Raw genomic sequence first — 17,009 nt, 5'->3', positions numbered from 1 at the left:
CCAAACGGACCGAGGGTACAAAAGAGGGTATAAATAAAATCAAATTCAATTAATGGATTTAAATACAACCAGTTATAATGAAAAATCGATTCCGAGTCCGGGCACCACTTATTTAAAGAACCCGCCCAAAAGGCGGGTTTTTGCTTTGTATCTACCTATAAAATTACTGAGCAAAACGCTCTTCATCACAAATTACTTTTGCGAAGAAGATAGCTTGTGCGGATAAAATTGAAAAGTAATGACGCCTTATCATATGATTATCCGCTGATTTAAAACTCTAATTAAACCGATATTTATCTCTCGCCTTGCGTATCAACTAATAACCGTTGGTTAATATATTCAATCGTTTCATCTATCGTCATGATTTTGTTCACAACGTTAGTAATACCTTGCCCAATAATGACTTCAGCTTGGCGTAAATTAAACAACTTACCGTTTGGAATTGAAGACTCACGGATCCCTCGGTTTATTTCTTGATACGCCAGCGGCATCCATGGATAACGATAGCAAATCTCTTGATTATGGCTGAAATCTTGGTGATTACTGTTGCCACCCAATAATATGAGGTGATCCATTACTATCGGTGAATAGAGCCAACGATAAAATTGTTCTGCATAATGAGTTTTTTGGCTATAGCGAGAAACCCCTAATGCTCCCCCCCCCAATTGAGGAATTCCCCCAGGTACAGAAGCAAAGCCAATTTTAGGGAAAATATTACTATAAGCGACATCGTTAAATAGGTTCATATAAGCAATTAACATGGCTAGTTTTCCTTGCTCAAATTGCTCGACGGATTCACTCCACCATTTATTATGAATATTTTCTGTCATAGAAACCTGATGAAGGTATTCATTTAATACTTGACCCGCTAATGGCATTTCTAACCTAGGAATATGGCCATTACTTATCAATTTTCCGCCAGCGGCGTAATACCTTAATAAATACTCAGTGGCAATTAACCCTGCACTACCTAACGTCGTTGATGCACCAATAGGCCGTAAAAACTCACCTTCTTCATGTAGCTCTGTGAAAAATTGAGTTACCTGATCATATTCAGTAAAAGAAGTGGGTACTATTAGTTCTTGCCCTGTTTTCTCGTAATACATTCTTTTTAAAATAGGATCTTCAAAGAGATCTTTACGATAAAACAACATTTGCGCACTGGCATCAAATGGCATGGCATAAGCAGTATCATTCACCAAACTATATTTTTGCTGAGTCGGTAAGGAAAAGTTATTTAATAAATCAGTCACCCCTCTTCCTACTTTATCTAATGGTTGTAGGATGCGCTCCGCAAACCAGGGAAAACAGGCCATATCGATACGTAGTAAATCATAATAAGGGTGTAAATGGAGTTGCCCTAATATCTGATAAACTTCATCATAAGGATAAACCGCTAAATTAACCTTAATTCCTGTTTGTCTATAAAAATGTGGCAGTAGTTTTTTAAGTGCGTTTGTTGAAGGACTCGGTAAAATGAGTAAATTCAGGGTTGGATCAGATTTATTGTCAGTAATTATTGCCGATGTTGCCGTATAAAGGTTACCACTTTGATTACGAACATAGACAGTATTTGTCCCCACAGTTTTCTTTTCATGATCTTCTCTCATCAGTTCATCGACCACTTCCAACCCTAATTGTGCATAGTTCATTGGGAAGCAATGTAACCCTTTTAGTATAGGAGGAATGTTACCGCTTAAAGCAAAAATTGCGGGGCAATCACCTTCGCTACCAAAAAAACTTGCTTGGGTTAAAAAACTCGCTTTTTCAATGTCTTCAGCAACAAATAAATCAGGAATCTGCTCTCCAGAGAAAAAATCAAAAGCCGCCTTATAAGATTCATCATTAGAAGCACGAATAATAATAAATTTTTTATTCGGAGCCTTCTGTTTAAGGTTATTTTGTAACTCACTGACAAAAGTGGCGTTCTCTAGATTTCCATGATCATCACTAAAAATACCTACTAATTGACTTCGACTTGTGGCTATTTGTTGGCATATCGCATCAGTTGCCTGAGAGTAATCCAGTGTGAAAAAGTGGTAAGCATTTGTGGGCTGACGGTAAATAAAAATAATTTGAGACGCCGCTAATTTTAAGGTATCAAAATAGATAGTGGCATCCTGCAAACAACTGACTGCCACTACTTGCCTATAACCACCTGCCGCAATTTTTTGTAATGCATCTAGTTCTGTCGTTTCCAGATCATCCGTCAAGAATAGATCATAAGTTATCTCTGGATACTGAGCCATTGATTGCCTAAATGAATTAAAAAATATTGCATACTTATCAGACAATAATTGCGGTAATAGTATTGCTATCTTCTGACTCTTATTGGTTCTCAATAATTGAGCTTGTGTATTTAGCTGATACCCCATTTGCTTTGCTGCTTTATAGACTGCTTCAATTTTTTCAACACTCACATTTCCCCGTTTATTCAATACGTTAGAAACAGTTCCATGAGAAACACCTGCTAATTTTGCGATATCTTTGATTGTTGCCATCTGTTTTTTTCACCTTGGTTGTTGCTACCAATAGCATACCTGAATTATTTATCACGACTACTGATAATTACTTTGAACGTTCCATAATTAATTCGTTTATAAAGCAAGCTAGTAATATAAATACTTTTTTATTGCCATTTTCCAATGCGAAAATAAAAATTAATAAAATCAATATCATTTAAAATATTCTTTGAATGAGATCACTGATCAAAATAACATTTATTGGCAAAAGTAATCACCAATATTATTATTGGAACGTTCAAATACCCTTGTTTTTTATTTGAATGCCAACATCAGGGTTAAAAAAATACATATAAAACAATAAAATATAGGTAATTATTATGAAAATTCACTTCTTAGGCACCGCGGCTTCTGAAGGTATACCAAATCCTTTCTGCCGTTGTGAGCACTGCCAGAGAGCAAGAGAACTCGGGGGGAAAGATATTAGAACCCATTCTTCCGCTATTGTAGATGATCTTATGCTGATCGATGTTTCCCCGACATTTAGCTATCAGTTAATGCGTGATGGAATGGATGCAACCAAGTTTGAAAGCCTGCTATTTACCCATACTCACCCTGACCATTTTAATGTCGGTGATTTATTTAGCCGCATGGAAGGTTATGGTTTTGAAATTTACCATCCATTACATATTTTTGGTAATGACCGAGCAATTAATGGCTGCCTTGATGTTCTGCCTGGCTATAGCAAAGAACGTTTCGATTTCCACTGCTTAATCCCTTTTGTCACTGTAGAAAGAAATGGTTATAAAATTACGCCATTACTCGCAAACCATGCTAAATGGGAATTATGCTACGTCTATCACATTGAAAAAGCTGGGAAAGCTATTTTTTATGGACATGATTCAGGTTGGTTCCCTGAATTAACATGGAAATGGTTGGAAAATAAACAGCTTGATATCGTCGTATTTGAATGCACTTACGGGCTCAATGGGAAAAATCGTACAGATAATCACATGAGCTTAGAAACTGTATTTGCAGCCAAAGAAAAACTGCAACAACAAGGCTGCCTACATTCGGAAACTCAAATTGCTGTTTCACATATTTCCCATAGCGGCAAATTACTTCATGAAGAATTAGAAGCAGTTTGTGCACCTTATAATATCCGCGTTGCTTATGACGGATTAACGCTAGAAGCACATTAAGAGGAAAACTAATCATGGATATGAAAATAACCTCTCGCTTACTCATTATGATGTTTGTGCAATATTTCATGCAAGGCGCATGGAATATGACCATGGGACTCGTGTTAAGTACTTATGGGATGGCAAATATTATTGGTAATGCCTACGCTTTATTAGGTGTGGCAACCATTATTTCTCCTTTATTTATTGGTATGGTTGCAGACCGCTTCTTTGCCTCACAAAAGGTAATGGGAACACTGCATTTAATTAATGCGGCCGTTATTCTATGTGTTCCTCAATTTATTGAGGCACAAAATAGCGGTATGACCCTGTTTATGATTTTCATTATTGGGCTACTGTTTTATCCAACAACTGCACTCTCTAATAGCATCAGCTTCTCTCATATTAATGGCGTGAAATATTTCCCTATTATTCGTGTATTTGGCACATTCGGTTTTATGGCTATCGGATTTATATTAGGAGAAATGGGCTTTTCAGGTAGTACCATGACTTGGTATATCGCATCAGCTGTTGCTGTATTATTAGGCTTTTACTGCTTTACTTTGCCAAATACACCGCCAAAAGCGAAAGGTAAACCTTTCTCCGCTAGAGATATTCTATGCTTAGATGCACTTTCATTATTCAAAGACCGCTATTTCGCTATCTTAATGTTTAGCATCTTTGTATTAATGATACCGAAAACAGCTTACTCCGCTTATATTCCTGTATTTATTAAAACACTGGGATTCGATAATGCGGCATCTATCATGCAAATTGGTATTGCATGTGAAGTCCTATTTATGTTCGTTCTGTCCTTCTTCTTAATGAAGTTCGGTTTCAAAATTACCTTACTTCTTGGCGCGGTAAGTTGGATTATTCGCTCAATGCTATTCTCCTATGCCGCAGTAGATTCCGGTTTTTACTTCATTATTATAGGGTTGATGCTTCAAGGATTATGCTGGGACTTCTTCTTTACAGCAGGTGATATCTACGTTGACCGTAAAGCCAAACCTGAGATCAGAGCGCAAGCTCAGGGTTTACGCTTTATTGTTTCAAATGGCTTTGGCTTATTATTTGCTTCAACAATTTGTGGTGAAATCTTTAATTCAACTGTCACAGAGACAGGTAGCGCAGCATTGCCACAATGGGGAACATTCTGGCATTACCCGGCTATCGTCGCCGCTGTTGTCACCGTTTTCTTTATCTTCTTCTTTAAAGACGACGTATCTAAAAAGAAAAATAACGAAGGTGAAAAAGTAGTAAATAACGTTGCTATACCCAAATAATTTGAGTTGCAGGTAGGCGACAAGCGAAGATAGATGGGGAACATAAATAAACTATGTGACTCGGCTAGCTGAGCGTAGTCAACACCACTGCAACTTGAAGGATTACGAGTATACACAGTAAAAATCGAGGAAAGGCTAAGGCTACGTCAGGAGCAAGCCATGGATTTATTTATACAGTTTGTCGACACCATTGGCCCTTTATCACTATCAAGTATTTCTAAACTGCTGGCCGCCTTTGTTTTAGGCGGCTTAATTGGCCTAGAACGTGAATCAAAGGGAAAGCCTGTTGGTTTTAAAACTTGTGTCATTATTGCCGTTGCTAGCTGTTTATTAACCATAGTTTCTATTCAGTCAGCGGAGTATTACGCCAATATCTCTGACAATATACGTAGCGACCCAATGAGATTAGCTGCACAAATAATTAGTGGAGTAGGCTTTCTAGGTGCTGGCGTTATATTACATCGACGTGATGATGCAATTTCAGGCCTAACAACCGCAGCCATTGTTTGGGCATCTGCCGGTGTTGGAATTGCATGCGGTTCGGGATTCTACTGGCATGCGGTCATAGTTACAGTTCTTTTTTTCTTAGCAATACAACTCAGCCCCCAAGTTGCATTATTTCAGATGAAAAACCAAAAACTAGGAAAAATTAAAGTTCGTATGCTATTTACTCATGAAAAAGGTGTACCTTTACTTATTGAGTATCTAAAAAACCATAAGGACTTAATTGAGAATCTCACTATCAGAGATATCAAGAAAGAGCGCGTCGAGGTAAATTTAAAGCTATTAGTACGCCAAAAAATCACTTTACCTGAATTTTACTGTTCTTTAAAACAGTTGGAATATGTGCATTCTGTTTCTCTAGATCATTAATTTTCTCACTTTTAAGGTGTTATATTTCCGCTAAATAAAAGGCGAATTACTTAAATAACCTGCTTATATTCGCAGGTTATTTACTTATAAATTACCTTTCCCCACTATAAATTCCGTAAATCCTCTGGAATATTTTTTTTCAAAATACGCCAAAAATCCTCTGCAGTTTTATTTAGACGTGTATCCATGCGGTAAATATACGCTTGGATAGGTATCGTTAATTCAGGTGTATCCAAACAAACGAGTTTTTTTTCTTTCAATTCATTCACTACAGAATAAATGGGTAACCATGCTATACCATGGCCATCCAAAGCCATATTTTTTAGTAACTCACTCATTGATGACATAAAAAGTGTTTTTGAATTGATCGCACCAAACTCACTTAACCGACGATTAACTAATCTTCCCATATATGAAGCACTGGTATAATTCAGCAGCGGCACTTGGGGTTGATAGATGTCAAATAGCGGCTTACCCTGCTCATCCGCTGCACAAATTGGGTATAATTCAGATTCAAATACATTCAATGAGGAAAATGGTGATTGCATTAAATCTTCATCATAAAATGAGATAATAAAATCACTTTTCCCTTCTCTCAATGTGTTCACAACTTGTACGACATCAATAGCCTCAACATGGTAAACAAATTCTCCACCGTAACCAGACAGCCCGTGAACTAATTTTGGGAGCAATGTTAACGACAACGAATGAGCAGCAGCAATTTTAATATTCGGTAGGCTCAATACATTATGGCCGGATAATTCATTTAAGTTACATTCCAGTTGTTGTAATAAACTACGCGCTTGAGAATGAAAAATTTTGCCCTCTTCAGACAACTGTAAAGGGGACGTCGTTCTATCAAATAATTCAACGCCAATAGCTTCCTCTAAAGCTTTAATACGACGGCTAAATGCGGGCTGAGAAATACTTCGCTGTTCTGCTGCATGAGAAAAATGTCGGCACGATTCTAGTGTTAAAAAATCATATAGCCATTTTGTTTCTATATTTTTCATCTTATTAAGCCTTAAATTGACTTGCTGTTAAAATATAAAAAATCAAAAGTATTTTTATTGATATTTTAAGTTAATGACTGGTTAAATAATCAAACTAAATTTGTAGTGGCGTTATTTGTATTATGCATAGCCCTACCATTTAAAACATTAACAAAAATCAAAAATTAATTTCATTTGATTTTTTTAATCCATAGAGCCCAGTCTATTCAGGCTTTCAGAGCCATTTATAAAAATGCTTTTATTTTGAATAAAAACTCTTAATGCATATCTTGCATCAAACCATACTTACTTGCATTTCTCATTTTAGATAAACATTGATAAATATTAACCACAGGCTAGGCAGTTATAAATAAGTTAATAACCATTTTAACATTAAAGCATATGTTAAATAAATTAATAAAGATACGTGCTTATTTTTTTATTTTATAAAAAGACTAATGAAATGCAGGGGTATTAAAATGAAAGGCTTAATTGGTGTATTAGGTGGTATGGGGCCTGCCGCTACTGTCGATTTATTTAATAAATTCGTAAACTATACCGTAGCAAATAGAGACCAAGAGCATATTCCTTTAATTATATCATCTATTCCTGATATACCAGACCGAACGGACGCACTATTAAACCATGGTGAATCTCCTCTACCTTTAATGACTGACTATTTAAGAAAACTAGAAAATGCAGGCGCCGAATGCATTGTTATACCTTGTAATACCGCACATTTTTGGTTTAGTGAACTGAAAGAGGTTTGCCACGTCGATATGTTAAGTATCGTTGAAACGACAATGAAAGAGGTACTAGCAACCAAGAAAAAAAACATCGGATTACTTGCAACAAATGCCACCATGTATATGGGATTATACCAAAAAAATATAGAGAGCAATTATTTAAATTGCATTACCCCTGATAAAAAAAGCCAAGAAAATGTAATGGAAAGCATTTATTTATTAAAGTCAGGAAATAAAAAAATGGCTGAGTCCATTATGAAAAAACAAGCTGAGACATTATTTTCTCGAGGAGCTGAAGTTATTGTTCTTGGCTGTACCGAAGTCCCCGTCATTCTTGCAAATGAAATAAATAATTATCCAGATAAATATATCGACTCAACCAGCTCATTAGTCAGAGCAAGTATTCACTGGTATGAAAACAGAGTCGGAAAACAAAATTTAATGATAAATAAAAATATTTAACTTATATCAATTATCAAAAATTAATTTTTCAATATTACTAATGACAATATATTGTCTATTGGAGACGATTATGGTTTGGCTAGAAATCATTGTTGTATTAGGTGCAATATTCTTTGGCATTCGCATGGGCGGAATAGGTATAGGACTCTGTGGTGGATTAGGATTAGCTGTATTAACCATCGGGTTTGGTTTACCCATTGGATCACCCCCTGTTGATGTTATTTTAATTATTATGACGGTCGTGGTAGCAGCTTCTGCATTACAAGCTGCTGGTGGGATGGATTATCTAGTACGCCTAGCCAGTAAATTTATGCGTAAAAATCCTAAGTATTTAAATATAATCGCACCAATCACCACTTGGGTGATGACTATCATGGCTGGTACAGGTTTCATTGTGTTTTCTATGCTGCCTGTGATAGCGGAAATTGCAAAAGATTCGGGTATTCGACCATCAAGAACATTAGCAGGCTCAGTGGTTGCCTCACAAATTGCTATTTCTGGCTCCCCAATCAGTGCAGCAATGGCGGCGATGTTGACAATTATGGAAGGTAACGGCATCACTTTTATCGTTGTCATGTCAGTATGTTTACCCGCCTCTTTTGTTGCTGCCATGGTTGCCGCTTTTATTGCATCACGTCAAGGTTGCGAACTTGAAAACGATGAGGTCTATCTAGACCGTTTGCAAAAAGGCTTAGTGCATAAGTACGAAGAGAAAAAAGGCGAGAGCACAACGAGAGAAAAATTCTCTGTTGTTCTATTCATTATTGCCACTATTGCTATCGTGATCCTCGCTGCATTCCCACAATTACGTCCTGGTTTTGATATCGGTAAGCCGATGGGAACACGAGATATCATCATCATTTGTATGCTAAGTGCAGCATGTTTGATGGTAGTTTTCTGTAAAACATCACCGGATTCCATTGTACTAGCACCAACATTCCGCTCAGGAATGAGTTCTCTTGCGGTGATCCTCGGAATCGTGACATTAGGCACTACTTTTGTTGATGCCCATATGGACCAAATCAAGGCCATCGCAGGAGATGTGTTATCTGCATATCCTATTTTATTGGCTTTAGTTCTGTTCTTAACCTGTGCCTTGTTATATTCACAAGGTGCCACAACACCGTTAATTATTCCATTAGCCATTGCCTTAGATGTCCCAACATGGGCAATATTGGCCTCTTTTGTCGCCGTCACCGGGGTATTTGTCTTACCCACTTACCCAACATCATTAGCAGCCATTGAATTCGACTCTACAGGGTCTACTCGGGTTGGAAAATATATTTTAAATCACCCTTTTATGCTACCAGGGCTAGGTGGAATTATTGCAGGTGTCGCCTTCGGTTTTATCATTGCACCAATGATTGTCTAACACTAGGGTATGAGGTCTCCTCACCCTCTTTAGAATATAACGAAATGATTTTATTGACAAAATGAAGTTAAACTTTGGCTCTATTTAGCTTTATACTTTGCTTAATTGGCAAAATACAATTACAAGGTATAAAGCTATTTTTTTAATACCTATAGGTATATCTGCAAAGAAAATATTATAGCAGCGTATCAAAATGACTCATTACTCTATTTAATTTTTTAAATTAAATTTTATAAATTAAAAATAATGTCCTGTTAACCACTCAATATCTCTTTATAAAATGTAGTTTAAATTTGTTTTCATTCAAAAGTGTGAGCTGAAATGTTTTTGCATGAAATATTCACTTCTGAAAATAGTTAAAATAATTATACTCGGCTTCATATTCATTTCTTAAAAAAACAGAATAAGGAATGAATTAAGATTTTTATTATGATTTTCATCATGTTACAAAGTCAGTTTCGGCAGTCTCATTTCCCAATGAAAGTACTCAATTAAGTGACTAAAATTAGGGCTTAAATCACAAATTTTAGTTTTTAAGATACTGACTTTCAAAAATGACGACGTCGTCATATTAAAAAAAATTTATTTTATCTATAACATTAAACAACCATTTTTCTTACATACATATCAATATTGATAGTTAAGCGTTAAAAAACTAAAGCAAATGCGTTATAAAAAAACGCTTAATGTTGACGTCAACATTAGGGTTAACAACTAGAAAGAGGTCTTAGAACATGAGTAACCTACCTGAAAAAATGAAAGCAGTTGTTTGTCATGGCCCACATGATTATCGCTTTGAAAATATTAAAAGACCAACGCCAGGATTTAGAGAAGTTGTCATCAAAGTTGATGGGTGCGGGATCTGTGCTGGCGACTGTAAAGCCAACGATGGTGCTCAAATGTTTTGGGGAGATGACCCATGGATCAAAGCCCCAGTAGTTCCTGGCCATGAGTTTTATGGCCGCGTTGCAGAGCTCGGTGAAGGCTCCGCTGAAAAATTCAAACTGAAAATCGGTGACCGCATCTTAGCAGAACAGATAGTCCCTTGCTGGGAGTGCCGTTTCTGTAAGTCTGGCAAATACTGGATGTGTGAAACCCATGATATTTACGGTTTCCAAAAAGAAGTTGCCGACGGTGGTATGGCTGAATATATGCGTTTTTCAGAACGCGCCATTATTCATAAAATCCCTGATGAACTATCTGATAAAGATGCCGCATTAATTGAGCCAATGGCTTGTGCTATCCACACTGTACGCCGTGGTGATATTGATTTAAATGACGTCGTCGTCATTGCAGGTGCAGGCCCACTAGGGCTGTGCATGATCCAAGTCGCAAAATTAAAAACGCCGAAAAAATTGGTTGTCATTGATGCGATTGATGAGCGCCTTGAATTAGCAAAAAAATTTGGTGCAGATGTCGTTATCAATCCACTGAAAGAAGATGCGATTAAATTAGTCAAAGATATGACTGAAGGCTATGGCTGTGACGTTTATATTGAAGCAACGGGTGCACCAATCGGTGTTACTCAAGGGCTAGAAATGATCCGCAAACTTGGCCGTTTCGTGGAATTCAGCGTGTTTGGTAAAGAAACAACAGTTGACTGGTCAATCATTGGTGACCGCAAAGAACTCGATATCCGCGGTGCTCACTTAGGGCCATATAGTTATGAAGTCGCTATTGACCTATTTAGCCGTGGCTTAGTTAGTGCTGATGATATCGTTACTCACTTCTATTCCATCGATGATTGGGAAGAAGCCTTTGTCATGGCGAAATCGGCAGACTCAATTAAAGTCGTCATCAAGCCATAAACATGTTTTAACTGGCAGTAATAATTGATAATTCAAATAAACACTAAATAAGTAAAAACCCTACATATAATTAAACGCTCTTTTAGGAGAACATCTTATGCTGAGTAAATTTAAAAAGTTAGCTGTCGCTGCAAGTGTACTGACTTTAGGTATGGCATTTAACGCTACCGCTAAGCCAGTTTCAGTGGGTATGTCATTTCAAGAATTAAACAATGAATATTTTGTCACCATGAAGGAAGCCTTAGAGAGCGCAACGGGTGATATGGGCGCACAACTATACATTTCTGATGCGGCTCATGATGTATCAAAACAAACCAGTGATATCGAAGATATGTTACAGAAAAAAATCGATATTCTGTTAATAAACCCGGCAGATAGCGTTGGTGCGGAAACGGCTGTACTGGCAGCGAAAAAAGCGGGAGTTGTAGTTATCGCCATTGATGCTCAAGCAAATGGCCCAATTGACTCTTTCGTTGGTTCTAAAAACTATGATGCTGGCTTAATGGCAGGTAAACGTTTAGGTGAAGCATTAGGCGGCAAAGGCGAAGTGGCAATTTTAGATGGTATTCCTGTTGTGCCAATTCTTGAGCGTGTTCGTGGTTTTGAAGCAGCGATGAAAGAATATCCAAATATCAAAATCGTAACTAAATTGAACGGTAAACAAGAACGTGATACTGCAATGAACGTTACAGAAAATATGTTGCAAGCAAACCCAACGCTAAATGGGATTTTCAGTGTTAACGATGTCGGTTCTTTAGGTGCGTTAGCAGCGATTGAGTCCTCTGGTCGTGATGTCAAATTAGTGAGTGTTGACGGTTCCCCTGAAGCGGTTGCTGAAATTGCCAAAGGTAACTCTCCATTTATTGCTACTTCAGCGCAATTCCCTCGTGACCAAGTTCGTATTGGTTTAGCTATGGGCTTAGCAAAATACTGGGGCGCTAATGTCCCTAAAGAAGTCCCAATTGATGTTAAATTGATCGACAAAACCAATGCTAAAGATTTTCACTGGTAATCGTTAGTTATCAATAACCAATGTATTGCACCTGTATTTCTGATGTTCGGTGCAATACATTTTCATAAATATTAATTATTAAATGCATATTGGAATAAAAATTCCAAATGGCTTTGTTACCCATTTTTAAGCAGTTGAGAAATATAGGGAAGCAATATGATGCAATTATTAGCATTAAAAGATGTCAGTAAAACTTTCCCTGGGGTTAAGGCGTTAGATAATATTAATCTCTCCCTAGAAAAAGGGGAGGTTCACGCATTATTAGGTGAAAACGGCGCAGGTAAATCAACGCTAATGAAAGTGTTATGTGGAATACATAAACCTGATAGCGGACAAATTCTGATTGAAGGCAAAGAACACACCTTTCATAACTACAGAGATGCCATCAAAGCTGGCGTAGGTATTATTTTCCAAGAATTTTCTCTTATTCCTTATTTAAACGCTTTTGAAAATATATTTTTAAATCGAGAGTTAAAAAATAAGTTTGGTTTATTAGATAGAAAATTAATGCGAAAAAAATCGCAGGAAATCCTAGCTGAGCTGGGTGTAAACATCAATATTGATGAACCTATTAGCCATTTAAGTATCGCAGAGCAACAGTTTGTTGAAATCGCAAAGGCTCTGTCTTTGGATGCTAAAATTTTAGTGTTAGATGAGCCAACTGCGACATTAACCCCCAATGAAGCAAACCATTTATTCGATGTAATGCGTGATTTAAAAGCTAAAGGGGTTGGAATGTTTTTTATTTCCCACCATCTAGAAGAAATTTATGAAATCTGTGACACCATCAGTGTACTACGTGACGGACAATATATAGGGTCGCGTAAGGTCGATGAAACAGATTTAGACGTTATTATCGAAATGATGGTTGGTCGTGAAGTTGAGAATATTTATCCTCATAAACGCCAATTCAACGAGCAAGAAGTCATCTTAGATGCAGAAGTTCAGCGTTTCTCATATAGCCCAACTAACCACCTTCAATTAAAGAGAGGTGAAATTTTAGGGCTTGCGGGGTTGGTGGGATCGGGTCGCACAGAAACTATTCTTGCCATGATCGGTGCTGATAAAGCATATAAGAAGAAAGTTATTTTAGAAGGCAAAGAAGTTAAAGTTAAATCGGCTGCGGCTGCATTGCAATTAGGTATCGGTTTATTACCAGAAAGCCGAAAAACTCAAGGCCTTGTATTGCCCTTTTCCGTTAAAGAAAATATATGGTTAAACAATCATGCTCAAAAATTATTTTTAATTCAAAATAAAAAAGAACTCACTTTATCTATTGATTTAATTTCCCAAGTAAAAGTTAAAACACCAGAACCTCACACCGCGGTTTCTACTTTAAGTGGTGGAAATCAGCAAAAGGTTGTTATTGCTCGCTGGCTAAATAAACAAGCCAAAATTCTTATTTTCGACGAACCCACCCGAGGTATTGATGTTGGGGCAAAATCAGAAATTTATCAGTTAATGCGCTCTCTAACTGAAAAAGGAATTTCCATTATTATGATTTCATCGGAGCTACCAGAAGTTATTGGTGTCAGTGATAGAGTTTTGGTTTTTCGAGATGGTGAAATTGCTGCTGAGTTAACTGGAGACGAAATAAACTCAACTCAGATCATGGTACATGCGGCCGGCAATATTATATAGGATAACGACTATGTCTAATCAAAGTGCAATTCCATTAACTAAAAATAAATTTAGTTTTTCTAAGCTAACAAAAATACCTGCATTTTTACCACTTGTTGGTTTAATTCTTTTATTTGTCTGCATGTCCATTTTTAATGAACATTTTTTAACTGTAAATAACCTTTCGACCATTGCTCGTCAGGTTTCTATTAATGCCATCATCGCTATTGGTATGACATTTGCTATCTTAACAGGTGGAATTGACTTGTCCGTTGGTGCTGTTATGGCGCTTTCTGGAACCTTGATGGCTGGCTTAATGAAATATTATGGAATGGACCCTTACGCCGCAATTGCTCTGGGCTTATTATCCGGTGTTGCTTTTGGCTTCATTAATGGAATTTTAGCCGCTTATGGTAAAATGCCACCAATCATTGTCACTTTAGGCGCCATGATTATTGCTAAAGGGCTAGCCTTAATTTATACCGGTGGCTACCCAGTGTCAGGGTTACCTCAAGAATTTGCTTTTTGGGGACGCGAAGAATTAATGGGAATTCAAGTTCCTATTTTATTAATGCTTGGCCTTTATCTTATTTTCTATGTTGTACTAAATCATGTCTCTTTTGGCCGTTATATTTACGCCATTGGCGGTAATGAAGAAGCTGCACGCCTCAGTGGTATCCGCGTTGAACGTTATAAAATGTTAGTTTACGTTATTAGCGGTTTTACTGCTGCATTCGCTGGGTTAATATTTACCTCTCGAGTAATGAGTGGGCAACCCAATGCAGGGGTAGGATTTGAGTTAGATGCTATTGCTGCGGTCGTACTCGGCGGCGCTTCAATTGCAGGAGGCCGTGGTATGATCATTGGCACACTGATTGGCGCAATGATCTTAGGCGTACTTAATAATGGTTTAAATTTATTAGGTATTTCACCTTATGTTCAATATATTGTAAAAGGTTTAATTATTTGGGGCGCTACCTTAATTAGCTCAATGAAACGCTAAATTAATAATACCTCATCGCCATTAAGATAGGCAGGTATCATTACCTGCCTATCTATAATCGCCATACTTCAAGTTGCATGGGTGTTGACTGTGTTCATATACAACTAAAATTCTTTAGAGTATATAAATCACAAAGGACTTTCTTTCTAACTCTTATTAATAAACAACAAGTTTCCCATCAACAAATATCTGTTTTGTTTTATGGTCTTTATGTGAATCTCGCTCTATTTCAGAAAACAATAACTCAGTTGTTAATTCACCAAGATATACCGAATCGTGATGTACACCAGAAATAGATAAATGATAAGTATCTGCATAGGGTGGTAAATCTACAGAAAAATAACGGCAAGAAAGTCCTAGTTCTAAAATAATTTTATACATCCCTGCCGTAATAATTCCATTCAGCCCAACAATATACATATTTGGTGTATAAAGCTCTTGAACTTTTTTTCTTAGATAATCTTCATCATTCTTGTTAAACATATAACTGCTGTATAAGACATTAATATTTTTTCTATTTGGAAAATTTTTATATATACCCGCTAAACGAGACAAACTAATTTCAGATCCTTCTGGACCTGAAACAATAAGTGTATTTTCACTATTTTGCTGGTTAAGAAATTTTCCTGTTAAAGCGCCAATTTCAAAGTTTTTCAAAAACAGTCCTGAATACTTATTTTGATAACCATAAATTGAACGGTCAACAAAAACTAAAGGCACATTATGTTGATCAATTAATGATAAGTAACTTGGTTGATAGTCTTTATCGTCACGAACTGGCGATAGTAAAATACCGCTCGCTTTGTAGCTGACTAATGTTTCGATTGCTGTTTTTTCTGCTTTTTCATCACTATCTGAATCAAAAATCATGACTTGATAGCCTTTTTCTTTCGCTAAGCGTGAGACTGTTTGAATTAGTACGATATAAAATGGGTTAAATGTGCTATCAGTAACCACACCTATTATGCGGCTATTTTTGTTTTTCAGATTACGTGCAAAAAGATTTGGCACATAATTGAGCTCTTGTGCTATCGCTAATATTTTATCTCGAGTTTCCTTCTTTACCATCTCAGGATGATTAAATGCTCTAGAGACTGTAATATCAGTTACATTAGCACGTTTAGCTATATCAATTATCGTTGTTGAGCTATCTTGTTTTGTCATAATTATACTAGTCAACCTTTAATGATTACCCAGAAGAGTATATTAGCAATCCATTTCACTATTATCAGGGTAGAAAAATGCGATGGTTCATTATACCTTTTTGAGCTTGAAGATAAATCAAATTTACTTTTTTAAAGAAGAATAAATGATTGAACATTCAAAATAGTGACACACTGCATGAATTATAAAAATTTATTTAATAAGTGATATTTAAAACCTATTTCAAATGACATTAAATTCAATCAATACTGATGAAATCAACCCTAAGGCAACAAAGATAACAGCACTTGAAAATAGTATTTGAATGGCTTTATTAGAAATATAATGCATTATTAATCGACCAATTAATAAGCCAACAACACATGAAGCAATGAAAACGATGCTAATTTCTTTAGGATATTGAAACCCATTCCAGACATTAATAAAAATACTAATACTACCAATACAGAAGATAACCATTAATGATGTTGCGATAATACTCTTCATATTCAAATTAGTGAATTTTCGCAATGCAGGAACAATAATAAAACCACCACCGACACCTAACATGCCAGTAAGTAATCCTGTAATGACACCAATTCCCCCAAAGATTAACGCTGTTTTAGTGTTCCAAATAAATTTCCCAGTTTCTGTATTAATTAAACAATGTGCATCATTTTGCTCATCACCCCGATTGAAAAATATACGTCCCCCGACATAAAGCATAACAAGGCTAAAAATAAGCGTTAACCAAACTGGAGGAACAATATGGGCAAGGTAAATACCATACTTAGCAGAAGGAATACTCAATAGCGCTATCCAAATAGCTGCTTTATAGCGAATATTCTTTTTTATAAGCCCTTGAATAACACTAATAAAAGCCGCTATTGTAATAGCTAAAAGCCCTACAGGTGCTGCTAATGCTACACTCCAATTTTGGCTTGCCATTAAAGCAGGAACAGCAAGAATTCCACCTCCCGCTCCCGTTAAACCTAGTAGACAGCCTATCAATAGCCCTTCTAATATCAGTATTAACATTATGAATGTCT

The 17,009-nt window shown here is 36.5% G+C and carries 13 protein-coding genes; 9 read left to right on the top strand and 4 right to left on the bottom strand.

Annotated features, from left to right (window positions below):
• Nucleotides 1–293 precede the first annotated feature (293 nt).
• Complete coding sequence (locus tag M1F25_RS04310) at nucleotides 294–2,501, bottom strand: extracellular solute-binding protein (protein WP_112307877.1); 2,208 nt, start codon at nucleotides 2,499–2,501, stop codon at nucleotides 294–296.
• Nucleotides 2,502–2,842: 341 nt separating this feature from the next.
• Here M1F25_RS04310 and M1F25_RS04305 point away from each other — a divergent pair, with 341 nt between their 5' ends.
• The 3 genes from M1F25_RS04305 (at nucleotide 2,843) to M1F25_RS04295 (ending at nucleotide 5,802) form a co-directional block, all read left to right on the top strand.
• Nucleotides 2,843–3,664 (top strand): MBL fold metallo-hydrolase, encoded by an 822-nt coding sequence (locus M1F25_RS04305; protein ID WP_112307876.1) that lies wholly within the window; start codon nucleotides 2,843–2,845, stop codon nucleotides 3,662–3,664.
• A gap of 14 nt (nucleotides 3,665–3,678) precedes the next feature.
• Complete coding sequence (locus tag M1F25_RS04300; RefSeq protein WP_004905224.1) at nucleotides 3,679–4,929, top strand: MFS transporter; 1,251 nt, start codon at nucleotides 3,679–3,681, stop codon at nucleotides 4,927–4,929.
• 159 nt (nucleotides 4,930–5,088) lie between these two features.
• Nucleotides 5,089–5,802: an MgtC/SapB family protein gene (locus M1F25_RS04295; protein WP_004905226.1), complete on the top strand. Its 714-nt coding sequence runs from the start codon at nucleotides 5,089–5,091 to the stop codon at nucleotides 5,800–5,802.
• 104 nt (nucleotides 5,803–5,906) lie between these two features.
• Here the strand turns inward: M1F25_RS04295 and hypT are convergent, their stop codons facing one another.
• Nucleotides 5,907–6,815 (bottom strand): hypochlorite stress DNA-binding transcriptional regulator HypT, encoded by a 909-nt coding sequence (gene hypT, locus M1F25_RS04290; RefSeq protein WP_004905229.1) that lies wholly within the window; start codon nucleotides 6,813–6,815, stop codon nucleotides 5,907–5,909.
• 458 nt (nucleotides 6,816–7,273) lie between these two features.
• Between hypT and M1F25_RS04285 the strand changes: the two genes are divergently transcribed.
• The 6 genes from M1F25_RS04285 (at nucleotide 7,274) to M1F25_RS04260 (ending at nucleotide 14,817) form a co-directional block, all read left to right on the top strand.
• A complete protein-coding gene (locus tag M1F25_RS04285) occupies nucleotides 7,274–8,002 on the top strand; it encodes an aspartate/glutamate racemase family protein (protein ID WP_181489354.1) in 729 nt (242 codons plus the stop codon).
• 70 nt (nucleotides 8,003–8,072) lie between these two features.
• Entirely contained in the window at nucleotides 8,073–9,374 is a 1,302-nt protein-coding gene (locus M1F25_RS04280) for an anaerobic C4-dicarboxylate transporter (protein ID WP_004905235.1), read from the top strand.
• A 734-nt stretch (nucleotides 9,375–10,108) separates the two neighbouring features.
• Nucleotides 10,109–11,182 carry an erythritol/L-threitol dehydrogenase gene (locus M1F25_RS04275; RefSeq protein WP_004905239.1) on the top strand — a complete coding sequence of 358 codons (1,074 nt, stop codon included), beginning with the start codon at nucleotides 10,109–10,111 and terminating at the stop codon, nucleotides 11,180–11,182.
• 151 nt (nucleotides 11,183–11,333) lie between these two features.
• Nucleotides 11,334–12,194: an ABC transporter substrate-binding protein gene (locus M1F25_RS04270; RefSeq protein WP_370661211.1), complete on the top strand. Its 861-nt coding sequence runs from the start codon at nucleotides 11,334–11,336 to the stop codon at nucleotides 12,192–12,194.
• 156 nt (nucleotides 12,195–12,350) lie between these two features.
• Nucleotides 12,351–13,835 (top strand): sugar ABC transporter ATP-binding protein, encoded by a 1,485-nt coding sequence (locus tag M1F25_RS04265; RefSeq protein WP_094963062.1) that lies wholly within the window; start codon nucleotides 12,351–12,353, stop codon nucleotides 13,833–13,835.
• A gap of 10 nt (nucleotides 13,836–13,845) precedes the next feature.
• Nucleotides 13,846–14,817 carry an ABC transporter permease gene (locus M1F25_RS04260; protein ID WP_004905244.1) on the top strand — a complete coding sequence of 324 codons (972 nt, stop codon included), beginning with the start codon at nucleotides 13,846–13,848 and terminating at the stop codon, nucleotides 14,815–14,817.
• Between the two features lie 156 nt (nucleotides 14,818–14,973).
• Here the strand turns inward: M1F25_RS04260 and M1F25_RS04255 are convergent, their stop codons facing one another.
• Nucleotides 14,974–15,981 carry a LacI family DNA-binding transcriptional regulator gene (locus tag M1F25_RS04255; RefSeq protein ID WP_094963061.1) on the bottom strand — a complete coding sequence of 336 codons (1,008 nt, stop codon included), beginning with the start codon at nucleotides 15,979–15,981 and terminating at the stop codon, nucleotides 14,974–14,976.
• Nucleotides 15,982–16,203: 222 nt separating this feature from the next.
• Complete coding sequence (locus M1F25_RS04250) at nucleotides 16,204–16,998, bottom strand: sulfite exporter TauE/SafE family protein (RefSeq protein WP_004905249.1); 795 nt, start codon at nucleotides 16,996–16,998, stop codon at nucleotides 16,204–16,206.
• Nucleotides 16,999–17,009 lie beyond the last annotated feature (11 nt).

The organism is Providencia sp. PROV109 (assembly GCF_033681625.1).
Classification (GTDB): Bacteria; Pseudomonadota; Gammaproteobacteria; order Enterobacterales; family Enterobacteriaceae; genus Providencia; species Providencia hangzhouensis.
The sequence above is the reverse complement of the archived record's forward strand: the minus strand, read 5'-3'. Positions and strand labels throughout refer to the sequence as shown.